The following is a 20818-nucleotide window of genomic DNA, read 5'->3' on the forward strand; positions in this document are numbered from 1 at the left end:
CCCGTGCTCCTCTACCATAAATAGAAGAAAGCAAAAATAAACACCCACACCAAATCCACGAAGTGCCAATAAAGCCCGGCTATCTCGACGTTCTGATAGTTGCCGGAGCGTTCATAATCTCCCCGCCATACTTTCATCGCGACAATGCTTAAGTAGAGGGCGCCGATTGACACATGCAGTCCGTGGAAACCGGTAATCATGAAAAAGCTGGCACCAAATTGCGCCGCCCCCATGGGGTTTCCCCAGGGACGCACCCCTTCTGCGATGAGCTTGCTCCATTCAAAGGCCTGCATGCCGACGAAGGCCACCCCCAAGGCAGCGGTCGCCAGCATCAGGGCTGTGGTTTTCGCGCGATCACGGCGATAGGCGAAATTGACGGCCATGGCCATGGTGCCGCTGCTGCTGATCAGCACAAAGGTCATGATGGCGATCAAAATAAGCGGGATTTCTTTACCGCCGATCGTCAATGCGAACACTTCACTGGGGTTCGGCCAGGCAGTGGTGATGGCCATGCGTACCGACATGTAGCCGGTTAAAAAACAGCTGAATATAAACGTATCGCTGAGCAGGAATATCCACATCATCGCCTTGCCCCAGGGGACCTGCTTGAAGGCCTCCCTATCCGAGGACCAGTCGCTGGCGATGCCCTGCCATCCCGGTGCAGGCGGTGAGTCTGGTGGATTGGATGAACTGGACTCGTCCGGGGCAAGTGGGAGCGATGCCATGGCTTTTCACCTCAGGCCGCAGAATCTGGCGATGGCTGCATAGGTCTCCGGCGTGCTGGCCAGCAAAGCGAATAGCACGAACCAAAGACCCAGTAAGTAATGCCAATAGATGGCACACAGCTCTACGCTGGCGCCAAGTTGCGCCAACGGCACGCGATGCAGGAATTTAGCGACGATTATCCCCCAGGCTATCAGCCCGCCCAGCAGGTGGAGCCCATGCAGGCCGGTCAACAGGTAGAAGAAACTGTTGGCCGGGTTGCTGGCGACAAAGTAGCCCCAGACGACAAACTGCTGCCAGACCCAGAGTTGCCCCACCAGAAAGGCAATGGCAAAGACGCCCCCCAATGCAAAACCAATAACCGTTGCGCCCGGTCGAGCCTGTCGGGCAGCCATGCGCGACCACTGCAGTGCGATACAACTGAACACCAGAAAAGCCGAGTTCAGCCATAACTGCCAAAGATTGGCTAACGGCGCCCAAGGCTCTGTCAGGGGTAGCCAGTCAGCCATTTGTGAGCGGGCGATGAAGGCGAATAGAAAGAGAAAGAATAACGAGCTCACCACCACCAGAAACAAGCGCAGGCCTACTTTTGCAATATGGCTTCTATCGGCACCCTCGGCGGCCTGAATCCCCCCAGGATCATGACCCCAACTACCACCGGGGTCGGCGCCGTCGGCGTTTCTCAATAGCAGTCTGTTCATGTTTTAACGTCCGCTATTTTAATTCCGGCATTGAGTTCCCGCATGTGCTCCAACTCCTCGGCGGAGACCGTTTGCGGAACGAAATCCTGTTCTATCCCCGGCACACTGTAGTCATAGGCCCAGCGATGCACGACCGGCAACTTCTCACCCCAGTTCCCATGAATCGGCGGGGTATTCGGCGTTTGCCATTCCAGACTGGCCGCGCCCCAGGGATTGCTGCCTGCGGGCTTGCCCTTAAATGCACTCCAGGCCAGGTTGAACACGAACAGCAGCTGGGAAACGCCGACAATCAATGCAACCACCGTAATAAAGGCATTCAACTCTTGCGCCGATTGCGGGATGAACGCGTAGTTTTCATAAGCGTAATAGCGGCGTGGCATGCCCTGAAAACCCAGGTAGTGCATGGGGAAGAAAATGGCGTAGGTGCCCAGAAAGGTAATCCAGAAATGCAGCTTGCCCAGGGTGTCGTTCAACATGCGCCCGGTGACTTTCGGGTACCAATGATAAATGCCGCCGAACACCACCAGTACCGGTGCGACTCCCATGACCATATGAAAATGGGCCACGACGAAATAGGTGTCCGAGAGCGGTATATCCACGATCACATTGCCGAGAAACAACCCGGTCAGACCGCCAACCAGAAAGGTGACGATAAAGGCCAGGGCAAACAGCATCGGCACGGTCAGATGGATGTCGCCCCGCCATAGGGTCAGCACCCAGTTGTAGACTTTCAGTGCGGTCGGCACCGCGATGATCAAGGTGGTGACGGCGAAGAAAAAGCCAAAGTACGGGTTCATTCCGCTGACATACATATGGTGCGCCCAGACCACGAAGCTGAGTACACCGATCGCAATAATGGCCCACACCATCATTCGGTAGCCGAAGATATTTTTACGCGCATGCGTGCTGATCAAGTCGGAGACCAGACCAAACGCAGGGAGAGCAACGATGTAGACCTCCGGGTGGCCGAAGAACCAGAACAGGTGCTGGAATAATATTGGGCTGCCCCCCTGGTGATCGATCTGCTGCCCCAGCGAGATCATCGCCGGCATGAAGAAGCTGGTGCCCAACAACTTGTCGAACAGCATCATGACCGCACTGACGAACAACGCCGGGAAAGCCAGCAAGGCCATGATCGAGGCCATGAAAATTCCCCATACGGAGAGCGGCATGCGAAACAATGTCATGCCGTGTGTGCGCGCCTGCAACACCGTGGTGACGTAGTTCAACCCGCCCATGGTGGCGGCGACAATAAAAATCGCCAGTGAGATAAGCATCAGGACGATGCCCCACTCGACCCCCGGTGTTCCCTGAGAAATGGACTGTGGCGGATAGAGCGTCCAGCCCGAACCGGTGGGGCCGCCAGGCACAAAAAAACTGGAGAGCAACACCACTACCGCCAGCAGGTAGAACCAGAAACTCAGCATGTTGACATAGGGGAAGACCATGTCACGGGCGCCCACCATCAGCGGGATCAGATAGTTGCCGAAGCCACCCAGAAACAACGCCGTCAGCAAGTAAATGACCATGATCATGCCGTGCATGGTCATCGCCTGATAGTAAGCACTGGCGTCCATGAACTCCAAGCTGCCGGGGAAGCCTAGCTGTATGCGCATCAAGCCGGACAACACCACAGCGATAAGGCCCACGAATATAGCCGTCACGGAATATTGAATGGCTATGACCTTGTGGTCCTGACTCCAGATATATTTGGTCAGGAAGCTTTTGGGCTCGTGCAGTGCTTCTGTTTCGGCTTGCTCCGCATAGGCCATCACGTCATCCTCCTGTCGAAGTTTCGGTGCATTCCTGGCTGCTTTACGGCTACTTCCCTGGCTCCGCCTTGCTCGCATCAGCGTCGGCATTCGCTTTGGATTTGATAAAAGCGATCAGTGCGTTCAATTCCTGATCACTCGGAGTAAAGACCGGCATGACGGCTGCGTAGCCTTTGACGATTTTGGCGCCGGGATTAAGAACCGAATCCTTTATATAGCCCTCATCGGCCTTGATATTCGTCCCGTCGGCAAGGGTTACTGTCTTGCCATACAAGCCCTGCCAGCTGGGGCCGACACCCTTGCTGCCGTCGACACTGTGGCAGGCCAGACAGCCGAGCGATTCGGCCAGCCGCTGCCCCTGCGTCGCCAAGTCGTCACCTGGGTCCAACGCTTCGCTGGCAGAAGGTTCACCCAGTGATTTGATCAGGGCGACGACAGCACCCAGTTCATCTTCAGTGAGAGTATAGGCCACCATGACCGGTGGGTAGCCCTGTACCAGCCGGGCTTTCGGATCGAGAATCGACTCTTTCAGGTAGGCCTCATCGACCAGCGCACTGGTGCCATCGGCAAACTGTTCGGTGCGGCCGTACAGCCCCTTCCATCCCGGGCCGAGACGGGTACTGCCATCCTGGCTATGGCAGGCACCGCAGCCGTATTGTTCGACCAACAAGCGACCTTTTTCCAGCACGCTGTCCTGACCGGGTTTGGCAGCTGTCGTTAATGACTGCGCAAAAGTCGGTTGGTTGTTCAGCCATTGATCGAAGGCACCCTGCTCTTCCACGATCATCTGGCCGCGCATGTTGTAATGACCTACGCCACAATATTCAGCGCAAAGGATTTCATATTTCCCGGTTTTGGTCGGTGTAAACCAAAAGTACGACACCATCCCCGGCACCATGTCCATCTTGCTGCGAATTTGCGGTACATAGAAGTTATGCAGCACATCTTTGGAGCGCAGCAAAACCTTCACTGGCTGATCGAGCGGAAGGCGAACTTCGTTGTTTTTTATCAGCACATCGTCCTGACCAACAGGATCCCTGGGATCGAGGCCGAGGGGATTGGCGGCATCGACAAACTTGATATCCGATTTGCCCAGCTTCCCGTCTTGGCCGGGAAAACGAAAGGCCCATTGCCACTGCTGGGCGACCACTTCAAGCTCATAGGCATTTTTCGGCACCCGGATGAAATCGCTATAAACGACGAGCCCCGGTGCCAACATCGCGGCAATACCTACCGAAGTCACGATAATTAACCAGGTTTCCAACTTTTTACTTTCTGGCTGATAGTGCGCCCTGGCACCCTCCTTGTGACGATAACGCATCACGGCTACCGCCATGAATACCGTGATGGCGATGAAAAATATTCCGCTAATGATCAGGGTGATGAACAGGGTCGTATCGATTGACCCCCAGTTGGAAGCTGCCGGTGTCGCATGCCAAGGCGCTACCAGGTGGAACAGTACTGAGGCAATAACGATAAGTATCAAGATAATTGCTATTGCCATTTCCTCTTCATCCTATTCCTGTTGCTCGTTGGTTATGCAAAAAGCATCGCCACTGACGTCCCAGGCAGGGCAGACAAGTACCGTCCATCCAGGCGGTAAAGTCAGTAAGAAGTATAGAGCCATCGGGTTGGACCGCGAGGTTGGCAAGCGTGGCCCGGCTGCCAGCTATACTCAGTTTCTGATGACGGACGGCAGAGATCGGCCAGAAGTGGCCCCGAAAGACCAACCTGCCTATGCGTAGGTAAGAAATGGCATTAACAGTCACGACGGAGGTTTCGTCATGAGTAACCTGACGATCGAAGGCTGGTGCAAAACCAGCGGCGCCCAAAAGTCCATCCCGATGGGTGAGGTCAGCTTTGATGTCGATGGGTCCCTCCATCTGCGTCTAGAGGAAGCTGAAGAACGCCTACAGAAGACCCATGAGCCTGAAGCCATGGTCGATGTCGACATGAGCTCAATGGATTTGATCTTGCCAGAGGGATACGGCCCCTTGTCCGACTGCCAAATGCGCGTCTACTTGCACCACGAGCGCGGCCAGTTCCATTTGGTCGGGCACCGAGCGAGCGATGGAAGCCTGGTCTATACCAACGCGGTGTTGATTGATCAGCTGATTTAGAAGCAACCGCTTTTCGTAGGAGCCAGGCTTGCCGCAATGCCAGTCAGTTAAGCGCAATTCTGTAGGAGCGGGCTTGCCCGCGAAGGCGGCGGTACAGTCAACATTGATGTCGCCAGATATGCCGCTTTCGCGAGCAAGCTCGGCTCCTACAGGGTTCCGTGTCTTAACTGACTGGCATTGAGGCTTGCCGGCGAAAGCGCTCTTAAGGACGCCTTCGCCGGCAAGCCTGGCTCCTACATGTCCGATTCGCCCAATACAGAAAGCCGGCCTTCCCCAAACCATCGCCGAATGCCCCTCCTAGACTGATTTCATGCCGCTAGCCCATCAGTGCTCAAAATGTATTGGTGGTTATAGTGTTGATTAATAAATTTCAGTAGGTATAGCAACCACAAGCACACCACAGGGAGGTGATGTGAATAGCCGGTTTTTGATAAGCCAAATCGTTGCAGACGGCTGGTATCTGGTACGAATCAGGGGTAGCCATCATCACTTCAAGCATCCGACCAAGCCAGGGCTGGTAACGGTTCCTCATCCGAAAAAGGATCTGCTCAAAAACGGCCATCAGTATTTTGCAACAGGCGCTGCTCTGACTAACCAATGGACAGCGCCTTCGGAGGATGACGAACATGCTTTAGCCGATTGCAATTTCCATGGGCGATGACGAACACGCCTGGGGCGTGGAAGTACCGGATATTCCCGGCTGCTTCTCCGCCGGGGCGGATCTGGATGACGCCATGGCCATGGCTCGCGAAGCCATCGAAGGCCATTTCGAAGTGCTGGCCGAAGACGGGTCACCGATTCCGCCCGCCAACAAAGTGACCTTGCACGCAGCCAATCCACAGTACGCAGGGTGTACGTGGGCGGTGGTGGACATCGATGTCACCAAATACCTGGGCAAGGCCCAGAAACTCAATATCACCCTGCCCGGCTACCTGCTTAACCGCATCGATGAGTACGTACTGCATCATCCGGAAGAGAAAAGTCGCTCCGGGTTTCTGGCCTCGGCGGCACTCAAGGTTTTGCAGCAGGGTTGATGCTCGAAGACCCTGACGTACAAAGGGACAAACGATCGGGCATGTCCCTTTGTACGTCAGCGCGTCACCACCATGAACAACCGCGGAAACGGCAACAGCACTGAACCATCGCTCAGCGCCGGATAGGCCTGCTCGATCGCCGCCTGATACTGCTGGAGATACTGAACCCGCTCCGCCTCATTCAGCGGCTCAAGAAAAGGCCTTAAACCGCTGCCCTTGAACCACTCGACCACGCCCGATGCGCCGTCCGCGAGCGAATGATAGTAAGTGGTGCGCCATACATCGACCCGGGTGCAATGGGCACGCAGCATCGAGTAGTAACCACCCGCATCCTCCATTTCCGTTCGCAGGCCAGCGGCCCTTGTCAGTTTGTCAGCCCAAGAGCCATTCGCTGCGACCTCGCGCATCAACCGATGCGACGGCTCGTTGAGGTTGTCGGGCATCTGAATCGCCAGGCTACCGCCCGGCGCAAGCCTGGTCACCAATGACGGCAGCAACCGGGCGTGATCGGGCAGCCACTGCAATACCGCGTTGGCGAAAATCACGTCGAACGGGCCGGTCTCGTTCCAGGTATCAATATCAGCGGTGTCGAAACGCAAGTGGGGCAAGCGCCTGCGGGCGGCCTCGATCATATCGGGTGAACTGTCCAGACCTCGCACCACGGCATTGGGAAAACGCTGCACCAGCAGCTCGGTGGAATTACCGGGGCCGCAACCGATGTCGATTGCCGATTGGACATCCACTGAGGGGATAGCGGCCAGCAAATCACGCGCCGGGCGCGTGCGTTCATCTTCAAAAGCTACGTATTGTTTGGCGGACCAACTCATATCGCTCTCCTGTCGGTGCAGTTGTAGCCAGAGGCTGACAATCGGTTCGCTACGATACATCGACCGGTATGCTCTGCCCCCCGACTTTTGGAGAGCATAGAGATCTGACCGAATCTTTTCCTATCGCCGGCTCATTGAAAATCATAATCAAAAAGGACCGTTCGTCGACCGACAAGCGAAGCGATTTTGACAGTATAAAAATGGCATCTATAGTCCTATCGCGGCCTGTTGGAAGGAACCCGACCCGTCATTTCAAGGCAAGGAGCAAGGCCAGCTCGTACCCCGTGATCGAGTGGGTTCCCCAGTAGTGTGTTCGCAACGGCCGCAAGGCAAACAAGCGTTGTCGTGCCTGGTAGGTAGCCAGGTAAACACTAAATTCAAGGAGCTTTACCATGTCTCGAGTCACGGATGTACTTGTCTCCATCGACACCGAAACCATTCTGAAAAACTACCCGAACATCAGCACAAACCCTGCTGCCCCGACGATGATCGACGTCAATCATGTCTACATGGTCACCAATCAGAACAATGTGGTGAGTGGCCAGGCCGGTGGCGAACTCAACCTGAAAGCCCAGGTAGGCGATTTGATTCGCTGGCGTGAAGCCAGCCTGTCGCTGGGCTTCGAGCAAGCAGTGATTTTCTACAAATTCGTCGGTAACGCAGGCAACGAGTTGATCTCTACGCCCACGCCACGCAAGGCTACCGCCTCCTTTGCAGTCCCGAACACCAGCAATCCGTCGGTGCCCAGCTGCCAGAAGGTCGATAACCATTACTGGTCTTCGGAAACCCTTGCCTGCGGCAGCGTGACCTATCACTTCCAGTTTCTGATCGTGAATCGCGACTGCCAGATCATCGGCTGCTGCACATGGGATCCGTTCATTACCATCCGTAACTGATGCTGGGCCGGGCCCCTTGGCAACGAGGGGTCTACCGAGCTCGTTGCCGCCTCGGCTGGAACAGGATGTCTCGCTTGAACCGAAGCGGTTACCGTTTTGCGTCAACATCATGAAAGGATTCCATGATGACTTCCGAACCGATTAGCTCCCCTTCGGCGGGCGCCGTAATAGCCAGTAGCGTGCTTCTGATTGTCGATGCCGAATCGTTGCTTTCACGTTATCCGCAACCTAGTCTTGAATCGCAGAACCCGACTGTGATTGAAGATGGTTTCATCTTCCCCGTGAGTAGTAGCACGACGACACAAAGTACTGAAAGTGACAGTAAAATAACGCTGACAGTCAGTAACGGAAAGGTCTTCCATATTCGCGGCAGGACCGTCAGCCTGCTGACCGAACATACGGTGGTATTTCACGACCTGACGGTGGACGATGCCGGGGTCCTTTCCCCGCCCAAACTGATCGTTCACAGCGACCAGACAGTCCCCGCGCCCGACCCCGCCAACCCGACCCAGCCTGGCAGCCACAGTGCCGACGATCATTATTGGGAGTGTTCGCAACTGAGCACGGGCATGACAGCCTGCGAATTGAACTTCATGCTGATCAACCAGCGCTGTGAAGCGGTGGGCTACTTCAGCTGGAAGGCTGAGGTGACGCTGTCGGCGTGAATAGATAGAGACAAAAAAACCAATGCCAGTTCAGGCGCGGAACCTGTGGGAGCGGCGGTGCGGCGATCCGACTTGCTCGCGAATGCGGTGTGTCAGGCGACATCTATATTGACTATGCCGACGTCTTCGCGAGCAAGCCCGCTCCCACACGGATTCGCACTTATTTCTTGGGGTGCAACGGTAGCAGCGACTCACCGCTATTTACTATCCGCCCCCTTCTCCTGCATCTGCACCGAAGACTTGGTGCCATCCGTATTGTCTTTGGTCTCGTTATCCGAGTTATCGAAGCAGCCCTGCAATGCAAGCAGGCAGCAACAAAGGTAAAACGTGCGGGCGAGGTTCATGCTGTTCTCCAGTTTCAGGGGCTTGAAGTAGTGACCCATGTCGGTGGAAATGGTTGCGACTTTCTCGGCCCCGAGGGATGAGCACTGACAGAGGATTCAGCACATCGGCTTTTCATCCCGCAGGCAATATTCAGCAGAATTTTCGTCATGCCCGTGCTGTCTGAAAATCAGGCGCATCCCTATAAGGAACACGGCAATGAAATTCGCAGATATTGCACAGAAACTCTCCCTGTGGGCCGGCCTGCCCCGGACATTTCTGGGGGCGATCGTTCTGATTATCCTGTGGGGCTTGAGCGGGCCGATTTTCCATTTCAACGATACCTGGCAGCTGATCATCAACACCTCGACCACCATCATCACCTTCCTGATGGTGTTTCTGATCCAGAACACTCAGAACCGCGACACGGATATTTTGCACTTGAAGATCGATGAGTTATTGCGAGTCACGAAAGAAGCGCAGAACGCGATGCTGGGACTCGAATCGCTGGATCTCAAACAGTTGGAAGAATTGAGAAAGAAATATCGCCACCTCGGCGAGGGCGAAACGATTCCCCTGGATGGCACTGTCGTTCCCGAGAAGACCAAGAAACAGGATTGAATGAATGTTGATCCATGTGCCGCGGGTGACCGACGATGTCACCCGCGCCTTTGCTGCTAACGACTGGCTTGCAGAGCCTTGGCCATTTGCAGGTGGTTTTGCAGTTTGGGCAGGGTTTCTTCGGCGAACGCTTTGATTTGCGGCACGTCCGAGGTCTGCGCTTGTTGTTGGAGCTGTTCGATGGATTCCTGGGTGGTTTTCACCTGACTGGCGGCGTACACCTGATCGAAGGACGCGTCGTCCTTCACCTCCGGGATCAGTGTTTTCGCCTTGTCCATCACCTCTTCACGTGGCGCGACCGGCAAATCGAGTTGCTTGGCAATTTTCGCCAGATGCTGATTGGCGGTGGTGAGGTCGTTGATCACCACGATGGTGTAATCCTTGACCTCTTTGGACTCGGTTTTCTGGTGCGCCAGGCGACTGGCTTCGATGTCGGCCATGCCTTTGGCCGATGCTTCGTTGATGAATTCGGCGGCTGACTGGGCAAAGGCACTGCTGGCAAACAGACCCAGTAACGTGACAAAACCGGCATTGCGTAAACGGGTGGCCATCCGGCTCATGGTCGCGCCCTCCTTCTTTGAAAATTCCAACGGGGGCTTTCGCCCCCGTCTTTTAATAAAACCAACTTCACTATTACCGGGATTTCTGACCACCTTTGCGGCCCATGCCGCTTTTCGCGGAGTCTTTATCAACGGTCGTCGTGGTGGTTTTCCCACCTTTGCGACCGGCTTCAGACGCCTTCGTTCGATCGTGGGCACTACCCGGACTCGGATTTTTTGAAGTAGGCATGGTTTTCATCCTCTTGATGATGAGAGCAGCGAGCAGCGAGCAGCCGCCCGCATAGGATAAGAATTTCCATCGTCAAAAAGGTTTAGAAAAACTGGCAACGCTGCGACGAACGGTGACGGGCTTTCAAGCCCCGAGACGCAGGTGATGCTGGCGCTTGGCGATGTACATCGCCTCATCGGCATGCCTGAACAGCTGATTTTCTTCAGTGCCATGCTCAGGGTATCGCGCGACGCCGATGCTCGGTTGGATGTTCAGGTTATGCCCGTCCAGGCGCAGGGGCTGAACCAGCACCTGACGGATTTTTCCCGCCACACCCTCCGCGTCATCCGCGGCGTGGATGCTGTGCAACAACACGACAAATTCGTCACCGCCGATACGCGCTACGGTGTCGGTTTCGCGCACGCAGCCCTTGAGCCGATTGGCGACCGCTTGCAACAGCATGTCACCGACCGCATGACCGTGGGTGTCGTTGACTTGTTTGAAGCGGTCGAGGTCGACGTAGAGCAACGCCATTCGACCGGAGTCTGTCCGGGCCAGCGCCAGTGAGGCCTTGAGGCGTTCGCGCAGCAATTCGCGATTGGGCAACTGAGTCAGTTGGTCGTACTGGGCCATATGTTGGAGCCGGGCATGCAATTGCTTGCGCTCGATAGCGGTCGCGACTTGGGCGCAAACATACTGCAGCAGCTCCTTGTCTTGCTCGGTGTAACGCTCGCCGCCCGCTACGCTTTTAACGATCAGCGCGCCAATGGTGCCGTTCTGCGAACTCAGTGGCACGCCCAGCCAGCAGGGCGAATCCTGGCCCGCGACCAGTGCCTCAAACCCCACCGGCGGATCGTTCTGATCCGGGGTCAGCAGCAGCGGCAGGCCACTGCGGATCACTTCACTGCAAAGACGTCCGGTCACCGTCCCGGGCTGCTCGGGCTGCAGCTCACGGTCGTCGACGTGATAGGGAAAATTCAGCTGCGCGCAGTGCTCGTCATACAGCGCCACGGAGAAATTCAACGCTGGAAGCCATTCGCCGATGATCGAATGGACGCGTTTGAACAGCGTTAACAGATCTTCCGCCGCGTGGGCCGCTTCGGAGATCGCATACAGCGCCGCTTGCCGGGACTCGGCCTGTTTGCGCTCGGTAATGTCACGCGCCACGGCAATGCGCAACTGATCGACCTCCGACCAGCGCGCCGACCAGAGAATGTGCACCACCCGGCCGTCCTTGCGCAGGTAACGGTTTTCAAAGTTGAGCTTGGGCTCGCCCCCCATGATCTCCCGCGCGGCGTCGAGGGTGCGCTGTTGGTCGGCGGGGTGTACCAGTTCGATCATCGGCTGGCCGATCAGCTCGTCGGGGGTGTAACCGAAAATGCGCTCGCAGGCCGCGCTGACAAATACGAAGCGACCTTGTTTGTCCACCGCACAGACGGCGTCCAGCAAGAGGTCGATGTAGCTCGCCAGTGGTGCGGAATGTCTGGTTTCCATGATGCCGAGAGCGTGTCCGGACAATGCAACATTGAACAAACCTCCCTGACCGGTCATACGCCCGAGCGATGACTGTGCAACTGACGCGTCCCTGCGATCAGCCTCAAGCCTTGTTCGTCACCAGCCCCGGCAGCGCATGCACCAGGGCGTTGATGGCAAAACCGATGAACATTACACCGCACAACCGGGTGATAGCCAGTTCATGGCGCTGATACAACATGCGCACCTGACGCGCACCGACCATGCCTATGAGAATAGCGTAGGCCAAAAGGCCACCCATGAAGCCCAGGATGATCAACCATGGCAGCACCGCCAGCACACCCGGCCCCGGCGTGATGCCATAAATGAAGCCCGAGGCGAGAACGGCCATTAGCAGCGATGGGTCATGGGAATTCCTGTTGAGACGCCAAGTGAATGGACGCAAGTCTATCCCAGGTCTCCGAGTATCGACTTAACGATCGTCGAAGAACTTCATTCCCGCATACGGCCGTTGCCGACAAGCCGCCAGCCGCGACGCCAGATCCCCGACATGCGCCTCAAGCTTGTGCCCGTCCGGATCGAGAAAATAGAAAGACGCGCCTTCGCTGCGGTTGTCCCGCCATTCCTGCACGTGGGCGGATCGCAGGCGCTCGACGAACAACGGGAAGTCCGTAGGGCCGATACTGAAGGCGTAATGGGTGTAGTCAGCGGCGGGCGTAGATTTGCGCAGCGGATCGAGAGAAAGGCACAACCACAGACCGGGTAGTGAGAGATAAGCGCCGGTGTCCCAAGTAGCTTCAAGCTGAAGTTGCAGCAGATCGCGATAGAACGCCACGCTACGGTTCAGGTCGGTGGCAACGAGGGTCAGATGATTGAGGCCGGTTAGCATGGGTTTAGTAACCTCTAAGTGATTCCGGAGCAATGTACTGGTTAAACAGTGGGCGGGATGCGACTCCTGACCATTAAATCAATTGTTACGACAGACGAACGGGACTGGTTTTCACCCCCTTATGACGTTGTAGTATGTTGTATTACAAACCACTATATCGAGACTCCCATGTCCGTCATGTCGCTGCGTCTGCCAGACGAACTCGCCGATACCCTCGCCCATCTTTCCAAAGCGACGGGCCGCAGCAAGTCATTTCTTGCCGTGAATGCGCTGCGTGAGTATCTGGCCCGGGAAGCCTGGCAAGTCGAGGAGATTCAGAAAGCGTTGAGTGAAGCCGATGCAGGTGACTTCGCAACGCCAGAGGAAGTGAAAGCAATCGCTGACAAGTGGACAGCCAATGCACGTTGAGTGGTTGCGTACCGCATTAAAGAACCTGGATGACGAAGCCGCATACATCGCGATGGAAAATCCAAAAGCTGCAGCAGACTTCGTCCAGGCCATTCTCATCAGCGTCGAACATCTTGCTCGCTTCCCGGCTACGGGTCGCGAAGGTCGACTGCCCGGCACCAGAGAGTGGGTCTTGCCAGATCGGCTCTATCTGACTCCCTATCGAGTTCGTCAAGGGCGCTTACAGGTACTGAGGGTCTTCCATACTCGGCGTCTTCCCCCCACCACTTGGTAATGGCAACGGAGGCACTGGGTAGTCACGTTCCAGGTGCTGGCAGAAGAGAACACACCGTCATCCGCCTGGACGAGCTACGGGCACATTCTGCGTCATCGGGCCTTCCTGTTGCCGGCCCTTGTCGGCGGCCTGGGATACGGGGTGATCCGTCGCGTTCAACACCGCGGCACCGTTGATTCTGCAAGGTCCCTTCAACTGGTCAGCGGTGGAATACGGATTGTTGGCCTGTTGATGGCGGTGGTGGTGACGCGCCGTGGGCGCGCTACTTTGCGTAGTGTTCGCGCCCGGCCGTCGAACCACTTAGAACGCGCTGCGGAAAATCTCCTCGATCTGCCGCTGATCCGCCATCCGTGGATTGGTCAGTCCGCAGGCGTCTTTCAAGGCATTGGTGGCAAGCACCGGGATGTCGTTGAGCCTGGCACCGAGCTCGCGTAAACCGGCGGGGATTTCCACGTCCCTGGCCAGGTTGCGAATGGCCGCGATCGCTGCCTGCGCGCCCTCTTCCGAGCTGAACCCGCGAATGTCGGCGCCCATCGCGCGGGCAACATCGGTCAGGCGGTCGGCGCAGACCAGCGCGTTGAAACTTTGCACATGAGGCAGCAGCACCGCATTGCACACGCCATGAGGCAAGTCGTAGAACCCGCCCAACTGGTGAGCCATCGCATGGACATAACCCAAGGATGCATTGTTGAACGCCATACCAGCGAGGAACTGCGCGTAAGCCATGTTTTCCCGCGCAATCATGTCACTGCCGTCATGTACGGCGAGGCGTAGATTAATGCTGATCAACGTAATGGCTTTCAGCGCACAGGCATCGGTAATCGGATTGGCCGCCGTGGAGACGTAGGCTTCGATGGCGTGGGTCAGTGCGTCCATGCCAGTGGCGGCAGTCAGGCCCTTGGGCATGGCGACCATCAGCGCCGGATCGTTGACTGACAGCAGCGGCGTGACGTTGCGATCGACGATGGCCATTTTCACGTGACGGGATTCGTCAGTGATGATGCAAAAACGGGTCATCTCGCTGGCAGTGCCGGCGGTGGTGTTGATCGCGATCAGCGGCAGTTGCGGTTTGATCGACCGGTCGACACCTTCGTAGTCACGAATCGTCCCACCGTTGGTGGCGCACAAGGCGATGCCCTTGGCGCAGTCATGAGGCGAACCGCCGCCCAGCGACACCACGAAATCACAGCGACTTTCCTTGAGCAGACCCAGACCACGCTCGACGTTGGCAATGCTCGGATTCGGCTTGGCGCCGTCGAAGATCACCGAGTCGATGTCCTCGATCGCCAGTTTCCCGGCAATCATCTTCGCCACGCCAGCCTCGGCCAACCCGGTGTCGGTGACGATCAGCGCCTTGCGAAAACCATACTTGCGAATGGCGTCCATGGCTTCGTCGAGGCAGCCGGTGCCCATGATGTTGACGGCGGGGATGAAAAACGTACTGCTCATGCATAAGTCTCCTGGCTTAAGCCGAATCGACAGCACCGATTTGGCGGGTGTGCACAGGGTCGACTGATCAGTCACGCCATACCTTGATCTGGCTCAACACCGGGGCGTGATAAAGTCGCCGTCCATCAGACCCTTTGTTTTGAGACGACTAACGCAATGACCGATTTCCAGGATGTCGATGCCCAACTTGAAGACTGGAACGCCTTGCACAGCACTGCCTCGTTCGGCGGATTGCTGGTGGGTAACGGTGCCAGTCGTGCGGTATGGGACGACTTCGGCTACGACTCGCTGTTCGAAAACGCCCGTACCGTCGAAGAAAAGCCTCTGAGCCAATCCGAACTGAGCGTGTTCGACGCGATGCAGACACGCAGTTTCGAACAAGTGCTTGGGGCGCTGAAAACCACCAGCCGGGTCAACAAGGCGTTGGCCGTCAGCTCTGCCGCCCCGCGCAATCGCTATTACGCGATCAAGGAAGCGCTGATCAACACCGTGCATGCGGTGCATATCCCTTGGCGGTTGGTAGTGCCCTCGACGCTGGCGACGATCAGTCAGGAACTGGGCAGGTATCGGACGGTGTTCACCACCAATTATGACTTGCTCAATTACTGGGCGATCCAGCACCGGCCTGACGCCATTACCGATCTGTTTCAAGGCAGCGAGCCGCGTTTTGATCTGAGCATCACCGCGACAGACAAAACCCGACTGCTGTACCTGCACGGCGGCCTGCATCTGGTGCGCAATCAGGACGGCACGGCACGCAAACTGATGTCGACCGAGGGTACGTTGCTGGGCAGTTTCGCCATCAACAATACGATCAAGACCCTCGACGATGTGCCGCTGTTCGTTAACGAAGGTCCGGTTCAGGACAAGCTCAAGACCATTCGCAGCTCGGATTACCTGTCGTTCTGCTATGACCAGTTATTGGGCCATGGCGACGGGTTGTGCATCTTCGGGCATGCCCTTGGCGAGCAAGACAGTCACATCGTTCATGCGTTGCGCCAGGCGAAGCCGAAGACCGTGGCAATCTCGATTTACCCTCGCAGCAAGGCATTCATCCAGCATCAGAAGCGGCATTACGCGAAGGTGTTTGAGGGGACGGGAGTGGAGCTGCGGTTTTTTGATTCGAAGACTCATGCGCTGGGTAGTCCGAAGCTGACTGTACCGGTCGAGGTTTAGTAGCGCCGAGGCCGGCCCCTTCGCGGGCAACAGGGATTTGTAAACGCCGCCGAACCAATGTGGGAGCGGGCTTGCTCGCGAAAGCGGTCTGACATTCAACGAAGATGCTGAATGTCAAACCTCTTTCGCGAGCAAGCCCGCTCCCACAGGGGTCAGTGTGGGCTTGAATGCTGTGATCAGAACACCGGCAAGGTCTTGTCCTTGATCACCGTGGTCGGGCCGTTGGCCTTGACGCTGGCAATGCCTTTATCTCTCGCGGCATCGGATGAATAGGATTCGCTGCTGCCGATGATCTCGTGGTTACCGGCCTTCAGGTTGAAGTAAGGATGACCGTCCTTGGTGGTTTTTTTCTCGTAGCGTTCATCCAGCGGACTGTTGGCCTGAACCGAGGCGATACCGCCATCGGCCGCACCGCGAGAGGTATACAGCTCACTGGTCAGAATGGTTTCGGCATTGGCCGCTTTCAATACAAACTTGAATTGACCGTTGCTGGTTTTGCTCACTTCGTACCATCCAGACATGCTTCTTACTCCTTGGCGATTGAGAGGATTCGCGTTTCAGAGTAAAGACCAAATGAGGATTTCTGTCGCCTGTACCGACGCTTTCGCGGGCAAGCCTCGCTCCTACAGATTTTGGGCCGATCGCGAGTTCGCGGTCAATGTACAGGTCGCAAACCCGCAGTCAACGGATTGGGCCGGACGCGAGTTCGCGGTCAATATGCAGGTCGCAAACCCGCGGTCAATGGATTGGGCCGATCGCGAGTTCGCGGTCAATATGCAGGTCGCAAACCCGCGGTCAACGGAACGCGGCCGGACGCAAAATTCGCGGTCAACCGAAATCCTGTAGGAGCGAGGCTTGCCCGCGAAGGCGTCCTCACAATTGATACAAACCGCTCTACTTCACCGCAGCCCGCACCACCGACAACTCAGGTGTCTGCACCCGACGCTGGCTCAGGTAGCGCATGCAGCTGACCCGCAAGAACGAGGCGAAATTCACCACTTCGCCGCGGTAGTCCATCACCTCTTCATACAGCTTGGCGATCAACTGATTGGTGGTCATGCCATCGACCTCGGCGATTTCGCTGAGGATGTCCCAGAACTGATTCTCCAGCCGCAGGGTGGTGACCACCCCACAGATGCGCAGCGAGCGGGAGCGCGATTCGTAGAGAATCGGATCGGCCTTGACGTAGAGCTCGCACATGAACAGTCCCTCGTTACAGCGTGATTTTGGTGCCCAGCAACCCGAGGAAACCGGCCAGCCAGCTCGGGTGCGCCGGCCAGGCCGGGGCAGTGGCCAGATTGCCTTGAACATGACCTTGCGTCACCGGAATATCGATGAACGTGCCACCGGCCAGACGCACTTCCGGGGCACAGGCCGGGTAGGCGCTGCACTCGCGACCTTCAAGAATGCCTGCCGCGGCCAACAGTTGCGCACCGTGACACACCGCGGCGATCGGTTTGCCCGCCTTGTCGAACGCGCGCACCAGCTCCAGAACTTTTTCGTTCAGGCGCAGATACTCCGGCGCACGACCGCCCGGCACCAGCAGCGCGTCATAGTCCGCGGCGTCTACCTTGGCGAAATCGAAGTTCAGGGCAAACAGGTGACCGGGTTTTTCGCTGTAGGTCTGGTCGCCTTCGAAGTCATGGATCGCTGTGCGCACGGTCTGGCCGGCGGTTTTGTCCGGGCAAACGGCGTGTACCGTATGGCCGACCATCAGCAGCGCCTGAAACGGCACCATTACTTCATAGTCTTCGACGTAATCGCCGACCAGCATCAGAATTTTTTTAGCCGCCATGGGGAGGACTCCTCTGGAAAATGCGTGGGCATGCAGGAGTATTCAAGGTAGTCCTTATCCGGGGGGGTGGGTAATAACCAGTTACTACGGTGTCATCGTTCTTCGCGAGCAAGCCCGCTCCCACATTTGATCTTCAGTGTTCGTGAATTATGTGTTCACTGCGGATTAAATGTGGGAGCGGGCTTGCTCGCGAAGGCGTCCTCAAACTGTACGGATAACTCTGCGCCTAGCTGTAACAGAGTGGTTCCTGCAGTTTATGGCTAGATAAAGAAACTTCCTCGCCACCCTGAATCCTGGTCACCCATCATGTCCTCGCGCGAAAACACTGGCATGGCCCTCGGCCTGCTCGGCGTCGTTATCTTCAGCCTGACCCTGCCCTTTACACGGATCGTCGTGCAGGAACTTCATCCGCTGCTCAACGGCCTCGGCCGGGCGCTGTTCGCGGCGATTCCTGCAGCGCTTTTATTGCTGTGGCACCGTGAAAAGTGGCCCACGTGGAAACAGGTCAAAGGCCTGACGCTGGTGATCGCGGGCGTCATTCTCGGTTTCCCGGTGCTGTCGGCCTGGGCCATGCAGACATTGCCCGCGTCCCATGGCGCACTGGTCAACGGCTTGCAACCGCTGTGCGTGGCGCTATACGCCGCGTGGCTGTCCCATGAACGTCCGTCGAAAGCTTTTTGGGCCTGCGCCGCGTTGGGCAGTGCACTGGTGCTCGGATATGCGCTGATCAGCGGCGCCGGCAGCATTCAGTCTGGTGATTTGCTGATGCTCGGCGCGATTGCCGTGGGTGGGTTGGGTTATGCCGAAGGCGGCCGGTTGGCCAGGGAGATGGGCGGCTGGCAGGTGATCTGCTGGGCACTGGTGCTATCGACGCCGCTGCTGATCGGGCCGGTGCTGTACCTGGCGCTGCAACATCAGGGCGAGATTTCGGCCAAAACCTGGTGGGCGTTTGGTTACGTCTCGCTGTTTTCGCAGTTCATCGGGTTCTTTGCCTGGTACGCCGGGCTGGCCATGGGCGGCATTGCCCGGGTCAGTCAGATCCAGTTACTGCAGATCTTCTTCACCATCGCGTTTTCGGCGTTGTTCTTCGGTGAACGCGTCGAGCCGATAACCTGGCTGTTTGCGGCCGGGGTGATCGTGACGGTGATGTTGGGGCGCAAGACGGCAGTCAAATCAAATGTGGGAGCGGGCTTGCTCGCGAAGGCGTCATCACATTCAACATTTTAGTTGGCTGCCAGTCCGCTTTCGCGAGCAAGTCGGATCGCCGCACCGCCGCTCCCACAGGTTTAGAGGAGGCCGTCAGCCCGCAGCAATGTTTCCAGACAATGTTCGCTGATGTGGTAGAAGTCCTTCAGTTCCTGAATCTTCACCAACAGCTGAGCCGGGTCTACCGGCTCGGCGCGTTTGACCGCCAGGATCATCTTGTTCTTGTTGGTGTGGTCCAGCGAGATGAACTCAAAGACCTTGGTCTCATAACCGCAGGCTTCCAGGAACAGTGCACGCAAACTGTCGGTGACCATTTCCGCCTGCTGGCCCAGGTGCAGGCCGTATTGCAACATCGGTTTGAGCAGCGCCGGGCTCTGGATCTGCAGGCGGATCTGCTTGTGGCAGCACGGCGAGCACATGATGATCGAAGCGCCGGACCGAATGCCGGTGTGAATCGCATAGTCGGTGGCGATGTCACAGGCATGCAACGCGATCATCACGTCCAGCTCGCTCGGCGCGACGCTGCGCACATCACCGCATTTGAATACCAGCCCCGGATGCTCCAGCTTGGCCGCCGCGCTGTTGCACAGGTTGACCATGTCTTCGCGCAGCTCGACACCGGTCACCTCGCCCTCGGCTTTCAAGGTGTTGCGCAGGTAGTCGTGGATCGCGAACGTCAGGTAGCCCTTGCCCGAGCCGAAGTCCGCCACCCGCACGGGTTTATCCAGCGCCAACGGCGACGAGGTCAGCGCATGGCTGAAGACTTCGATGAACTTGTTGATCTGCTTCCACTTGCGCGACATCGCCGGGATCAGTTCATGCTGCGCATTGGTCACGCCGAGGTCTTTGAGGAACGGCCGGCTCAGGTCGAGGAAACGGTTCTTCTCGCGGTTGTGCTCGGCGGACGGCACTTCACGCAATTGCTGAGGCTTGCTCTTGAACAGTGAAGATTTGCCCTTTTTGCTGTATTCGAGCTGAGCTTCGTCGGTCAATGACAGTAAATGCGCATTTTTGAACGATGCGGGCAACAGCGCAGCAATGGTTGCCACGCCTTCGGCAAGCGGCAGGTTTTTGGTGATGTCACGGGTCTTGTAGCGGTAGACGAAGGACAGGCATGGCTGATCCTTGACCGTCAGTTGCTTGATGATCAGCCGCTGCAAATCGGCTTCGCCACCGACGTACTTGGCCAGCACCAGTTTGATGAAGGCGTTCTGATCGAGGCTGGTTTGCAGCAGGTCGATGAACTGGGCGTGGTGATCCGGCGCGAGGCTGGCGGGAGTGGCGGTGACAGACATGGGAAAAACGGCCTCGGGCGGTGCGAATCGGGGAATGGCGGGTATTTTAGAGGGGATGGCCGTTCGGGACACGCAGTTATTTGCCGAACGGTGCGAATGAACCCCTGTAGGAGCGAGTTTGCTCGCGAAAGCGGCATGTCAGGCAAAATCAATGTTGACCGTACCGCCGTCTTCGCGAGCAAGCTCGCTCCTTGTATGTTGTCCCTGACTCCAACGAGAGAGGTTACGCTCAAGGAGTCATACAACAGCAAGTGCGTTTCTGGGGGAGGCCGATCGCTCCTGAAGGCAGGATTTGCTCCTGACCTTGTCTGTAGAGAGGCCCCCCCGCCTCATTGCCCACCACGAAGAGTATCGAGAAGCCGACAAGTCGGACTTCGCATTACAAGGTTGCAGTGGCATGAAGTT

The 20818-nt window shown here is 57.0% G+C and carries 24 protein-coding genes and 3 pseudogenes; 11 read left to right on the forward strand and 16 right to left on the reverse strand.

Going from position 1 to position 20818, the window contains the following annotated elements; genetic code table 11:
- Positions 1-11 precede the first annotated feature (11 nt).
- Genes MEB48_RS10535 through MEB48_RS10550 form a run of 4 tightly spaced genes read right to left on the reverse strand, consistent with a single transcriptional unit; the run spans position 12 to position 4700 of the window.
- The gene (locus MEB48_RS10535) at positions 12-725 is read right to left on the reverse strand and encodes a heme-copper oxidase subunit III family protein (RefSeq protein WP_237884203.1); all 714 of its coding nucleotides are present in this window, start codon (positions 723-725) and stop codon (positions 12-14) included.
- 6 nt (positions 726-731) lie between these two features.
- A complete protein-coding gene (locus tag MEB48_RS10540) occupies positions 732-1424 on the reverse strand; it encodes a cytochrome c oxidase subunit 3 (RefSeq protein ID WP_237884204.1) in 693 nt (230 codons plus the stop codon).
- The gene (gene ctaD / locus MEB48_RS10545) at positions 1421-3196 is read right to left on the reverse strand and encodes a cytochrome c oxidase subunit I (RefSeq protein WP_237884226.1); all 1776 of its coding nucleotides are present in this window, start codon (positions 3194-3196) and stop codon (positions 1421-1423) included. The genes MEB48_RS10540 and ctaD overlap by 4 nt, the downstream gene beginning before the upstream one ends.
- 49 nt (positions 3197-3245) lie before the next feature.
- The gene (locus MEB48_RS10550; RefSeq protein WP_237884205.1) at positions 3246-4700 is read right to left on the reverse strand and encodes a cytochrome c oxidase subunit II; all 1455 of its coding nucleotides are present in this window, start codon (positions 4698-4700) and stop codon (positions 3246-3248) included.
- 280 nt (positions 4701-4980) lie between these two features.
- Between MEB48_RS10550 and MEB48_RS10555 the strand changes: the two genes are divergently transcribed.
- From MEB48_RS10555 to MEB48_RS10565, 3 genes and pseudogenes are all read left to right on the forward strand, one after another.
- Positions 4981-5316, forward strand: coding sequence for a hypothetical protein (locus tag MEB48_RS10555; protein WP_237884206.1), 336 nt, complete (start codon positions 4981-4983; stop codon positions 5314-5316).
- Between the two features lie 412 nt (positions 5317-5728).
- Positions 5729-5906 (forward strand): annotated as a pseudogene (locus tag MEB48_RS10560) (type II toxin-antitoxin system HicA family toxin).
- Between the two features lie 60 nt (positions 5907-5966).
- The gene (locus tag MEB48_RS10565; protein ID WP_237884207.1) at positions 5967-6350 is read left to right on the forward strand and encodes a type II toxin-antitoxin system HicB family antitoxin; all 384 of its coding nucleotides are present in this window, start codon (positions 5967-5969) and stop codon (positions 6348-6350) included.
- Between the two features lie 56 nt (positions 6351-6406).
- On the opposite strand, the gene tam is transcribed toward MEB48_RS10565, so the two are convergent.
- Positions 6407-7177, reverse strand: a complete 771-nt coding sequence (tam, locus tag MEB48_RS10570) for a trans-aconitate 2-methyltransferase (RefSeq protein ID WP_237884208.1) — start codon at positions 7175-7177, stop codon at positions 6407-6409.
- A gap of 392 nt (positions 7178-7569) precedes the next feature.
- On the opposite strand from tam, the gene MEB48_RS10575 reads away from it, so the two are divergent.
- Positions 7570-8073, forward strand: coding sequence for an inclusion body family protein (locus tag MEB48_RS10575; RefSeq protein WP_237884209.1), 504 nt, complete (start codon positions 7570-7572; stop codon positions 8071-8073).
- A 125-nt stretch (positions 8074-8198) separates the two neighbouring features.
- Positions 8199-8738 carry an AidA/PixA family protein gene (locus MEB48_RS10580; protein WP_237884227.1) on the forward strand — a complete coding sequence of 180 codons (540 nt, stop codon included), beginning with the start codon at positions 8199-8201 and terminating at the stop codon, positions 8736-8738.
- A 197-nt stretch (positions 8739-8935) separates the two neighbouring features.
- On the opposite strand, the gene MEB48_RS10585 is transcribed toward MEB48_RS10580, so the two are convergent.
- Positions 8936-9082, reverse strand: a complete 147-nt coding sequence (locus MEB48_RS10585) for a hypothetical protein (RefSeq protein ID WP_008074520.1) — start codon at positions 9080-9082, stop codon at positions 8936-8938.
- A 196-nt stretch (positions 9083-9278) separates the two neighbouring features.
- Here MEB48_RS10585 and MEB48_RS10590 point away from each other — a divergent pair, with 196 nt between their 5' ends.
- On the forward strand, positions 9279-9680 hold the full coding sequence (locus MEB48_RS10590) for a low affinity iron permease family protein (protein WP_237884210.1): 402 nt from the start codon (positions 9279-9281) through the stop codon (positions 9678-9680).
- Between the two features lie 56 nt (positions 9681-9736).
- Here the strand turns inward: MEB48_RS10590 and MEB48_RS10595 are convergent, their stop codons facing one another.
- The 5 genes and pseudogenes from MEB48_RS10595 to fos form a co-directional block, all read right to left on the reverse strand.
- Complete coding sequence (locus MEB48_RS10595; RefSeq protein WP_237884211.1) at positions 9737-10240, reverse strand: DUF4142 domain-containing protein; 504 nt, start codon at positions 10238-10240, stop codon at positions 9737-9739.
- 73 nt (positions 10241-10313) lie between these two features.
- Complete coding sequence (locus tag MEB48_RS10600) at positions 10314-10469, reverse strand: KGG domain-containing protein (RefSeq protein ID WP_237884212.1); 156 nt, start codon at positions 10467-10469, stop codon at positions 10314-10316.
- A 123-nt stretch (positions 10470-10592) separates the two neighbouring features.
- Positions 10593-11942 (reverse strand): sensor domain-containing protein, encoded by a 1350-nt coding sequence (locus MEB48_RS10605; protein ID WP_237884213.1) that lies wholly within the window; start codon positions 11940-11942, stop codon positions 10593-10595.
- Between the two features lie 103 nt (positions 11943-12045).
- Positions 12046-12255, reverse strand: a pseudogene (locus MEB48_RS10610) (LysE family translocator); the annotation flags it as partial.
- 138 nt (positions 12256-12393) lie between these two features.
- On the reverse strand, positions 12394-12810 hold the full coding sequence (gene fos, locus MEB48_RS10615; RefSeq protein WP_237884215.1) for a fosfomycin resistance glutathione transferase: 417 nt from the start codon (positions 12808-12810) through the stop codon (positions 12394-12396).
- Positions 12811-12978: 168 nt separating this feature from the next.
- Between fos and MEB48_RS10620 the strand changes: the two genes are divergently transcribed.
- The 3 genes and pseudogenes from MEB48_RS10620 to MEB48_RS10630 all read left to right on the forward strand — a co-directional run.
- Complete coding sequence (locus tag MEB48_RS10620; RefSeq protein WP_237884216.1) at positions 12979-13218, forward strand: CopG family ribbon-helix-helix protein; 240 nt, start codon at positions 12979-12981, stop codon at positions 13216-13218.
- A complete protein-coding gene (locus MEB48_RS10625) occupies positions 13208-13492 on the forward strand; it encodes a type II toxin-antitoxin system RelE/ParE family toxin (protein ID WP_237884217.1) in 285 nt (94 codons plus the stop codon). The genes MEB48_RS10620 and MEB48_RS10625 overlap by 11 nt, the downstream gene beginning before the upstream one ends.
- Positions 13493-13549: 57 nt before the next feature.
- Positions 13550-13715, forward strand: a pseudogene (locus tag MEB48_RS10630) (MFS transporter); the annotation flags it as partial.
- 77 nt (positions 13716-13792) lie between these two features.
- On the opposite strand, the gene yiaY reads toward MEB48_RS10630, so the two are convergent.
- Positions 13793-14941, reverse strand: coding sequence for an L-threonine dehydrogenase (gene yiaY / locus MEB48_RS10635; RefSeq protein ID WP_237884218.1), 1149 nt, complete (start codon positions 14939-14941; stop codon positions 13793-13795).
- Positions 14942-15097: 156 nt separating this feature from the next.
- On the opposite strand from yiaY, the gene MEB48_RS10640 reads away from it, so the two are divergent.
- The gene (locus tag MEB48_RS10640; protein WP_237884219.1) at positions 15098-16117 is read left to right on the forward strand and encodes a DUF4917 family protein; all 1020 of its coding nucleotides are present in this window, start codon (positions 15098-15100) and stop codon (positions 16115-16117) included.
- 176 nt (positions 16118-16293) lie between these two features.
- Here the strand turns inward: MEB48_RS10640 and MEB48_RS10645 are convergent, their stop codons facing one another.
- From MEB48_RS10645 to MEB48_RS10655, 3 genes are all read right to left on the reverse strand, one after another.
- Entirely contained in the window at positions 16294-16638 is a 345-nt protein-coding gene (locus tag MEB48_RS10645; protein ID WP_123360487.1) for a YegP family protein, read from the reverse strand.
- Between the two features lie 373 nt (positions 16639-17011).
- The gene (locus tag MEB48_RS10650) at positions 17012-17317 is read right to left on the reverse strand and encodes a ribbon-helix-helix domain-containing protein (protein ID WP_007903755.1); all 306 of its coding nucleotides are present in this window, start codon (positions 17315-17317) and stop codon (positions 17012-17014) included.
- 13 nt (positions 17318-17330) lie between these two features.
- Positions 17331-17912 carry a DJ-1/PfpI family protein gene (locus tag MEB48_RS10655; protein WP_237884220.1) on the reverse strand — a complete coding sequence of 194 codons (582 nt, stop codon included), beginning with the start codon at positions 17910-17912 and terminating at the stop codon, positions 17331-17333.
- A gap of 306 nt (positions 17913-18218) precedes the next feature.
- On the opposite strand from MEB48_RS10655, the gene MEB48_RS10660 reads away from it, so the two are divergent.
- Entirely contained in the window at positions 18219-19139 is a 921-nt protein-coding gene (locus tag MEB48_RS10660; protein WP_237884221.1) for a DMT family transporter, read from the forward strand.
- 59 nt (positions 19140-19198) lie between these two features.
- Here MEB48_RS10660 and MEB48_RS10665 read toward each other — a convergent pair whose 3' ends face one another.
- Entirely contained in the window at positions 19199-20413 is a 1215-nt protein-coding gene (locus MEB48_RS10665; protein WP_237884222.1) for a class I SAM-dependent methyltransferase, read from the reverse strand.
- Positions 20414-20818: the final 405 nt, after the last annotated feature.

Source organism: Pseudomonas sp. PGPR40 (genome assembly GCF_022014505.1).
GTDB lineage: Bacteria > Pseudomonadota > Gammaproteobacteria > Pseudomonadales > Pseudomonadaceae > Aquipseudomonas.

Bases quoted from the DNA above. Each gene is read 5' to 3' on its own strand.
- MEB48_RS10535 (WP_237884203.1), bottom strand. From the start codon at position 725: ATGGCATCGCTCCCACTTGCCCCGGACGAGTCCAGTTCATCCAATCCA.
- MEB48_RS10540 (WP_237884204.1), bottom strand. From the start codon at position 1,424: ATGAACAGACTGCTATTGAGAAACGCCGACGGCGCCGACCCCGGTGGT.
- ctaD (WP_237884226.1), bottom strand. From the start codon at position 3,196: ATGGCCTATGCGGAGCAAGCCGAAACAGAAGCACTGCACGAGCCCAAA.
- MEB48_RS10550 (WP_237884205.1), bottom strand. From the start codon at position 4,700: ATGGCAATAGCAATTATCTTGATACTTATCGTTATTGCCTCAGTACTG.
- MEB48_RS10555 (WP_237884206.1), top strand. From the start codon at position 4,981: ATGAGTAACCTGACGATCGAAGGCTGGTGCAAAACCAGCGGCGCCCAA.
- MEB48_RS10565 (WP_237884207.1), top strand. From the start codon at position 5,967: ATGGGCGATGACGAACACGCCTGGGGCGTGGAAGTACCGGATATTCCC.
- tam (WP_237884208.1), bottom strand. From the start codon at position 7,177: ATGAGTTGGTCCGCCAAACAATACGTAGCTTTTGAAGATGAACGCACG.
- MEB48_RS10575 (WP_237884209.1), top strand. From the start codon at position 7,570: ATGTCTCGAGTCACGGATGTACTTGTCTCCATCGACACCGAAACCATT.
- MEB48_RS10580 (WP_237884227.1), top strand. From the start codon at position 8,199: ATGACTTCCGAACCGATTAGCTCCCCTTCGGCGGGCGCCGTAATAGCC.
- MEB48_RS10585 (WP_008074520.1), bottom strand. From the start codon at position 9,082: ATGAACCTCGCCCGCACGTTTTACCTTTGTTGCTGCCTGCTTGCATTG.
- MEB48_RS10590 (WP_237884210.1), top strand. From the start codon at position 9,279: ATGAAATTCGCAGATATTGCACAGAAACTCTCCCTGTGGGCCGGCCTG.
- MEB48_RS10595 (WP_237884211.1), bottom strand. From the start codon at position 10,240: ATGAGCCGGATGGCCACCCGTTTACGCAATGCCGGTTTTGTCACGTTA.
- MEB48_RS10600 (WP_237884212.1), bottom strand. From the start codon at position 10,469: ATGCCTACTTCAAAAAATCCGAGTCCGGGTAGTGCCCACGATCGAACG.
- MEB48_RS10605 (WP_237884213.1), bottom strand. From the start codon at position 11,942: ATGGAAACCAGACATTCCGCACCACTGGCGAGCTACATCGACCTCTTG.
- fos (WP_237884215.1), bottom strand. From the start codon at position 12,810: ATGCTAACCGGCCTCAATCATCTGACCCTCGTTGCCACCGACCTGAAC.
- MEB48_RS10620 (WP_237884216.1), top strand. From the start codon at position 12,979: ATGTCCGTCATGTCGCTGCGTCTGCCAGACGAACTCGCCGATACCCTC.
- MEB48_RS10625 (WP_237884217.1), top strand. From the start codon at position 13,208: ATGCACGTTGAGTGGTTGCGTACCGCATTAAAGAACCTGGATGACGAA.
- yiaY (WP_237884218.1), bottom strand. From the start codon at position 14,941: ATGAGCAGTACGTTTTTCATCCCCGCCGTCAACATCATGGGCACCGGC.
- MEB48_RS10640 (WP_237884219.1), top strand. From the start codon at position 15,098: ATGACCGATTTCCAGGATGTCGATGCCCAACTTGAAGACTGGAACGCC.
- MEB48_RS10645 (WP_123360487.1), bottom strand. From the start codon at position 16,638: ATGTCTGGATGGTACGAAGTGAGCAAAACCAGCAACGGTCAATTCAAG.
- MEB48_RS10650 (WP_007903755.1), bottom strand. From the start codon at position 17,317: ATGTGCGAGCTCTACGTCAAGGCCGATCCGATTCTCTACGAATCGCGC.
- MEB48_RS10655 (WP_237884220.1), bottom strand. From the start codon at position 17,912: ATGGCGGCTAAAAAAATTCTGATGCTGGTCGGCGATTACGTCGAAGAC.
- MEB48_RS10660 (WP_237884221.1), top strand. From the start codon at position 18,219: ATGTCCTCGCGCGAAAACACTGGCATGGCCCTCGGCCTGCTCGGCGTC.
- MEB48_RS10665 (WP_237884222.1), bottom strand. From the start codon at position 20,413: ATGTCTGTCACCGCCACTCCCGCCAGCCTCGCGCCGGATCACCACGCC.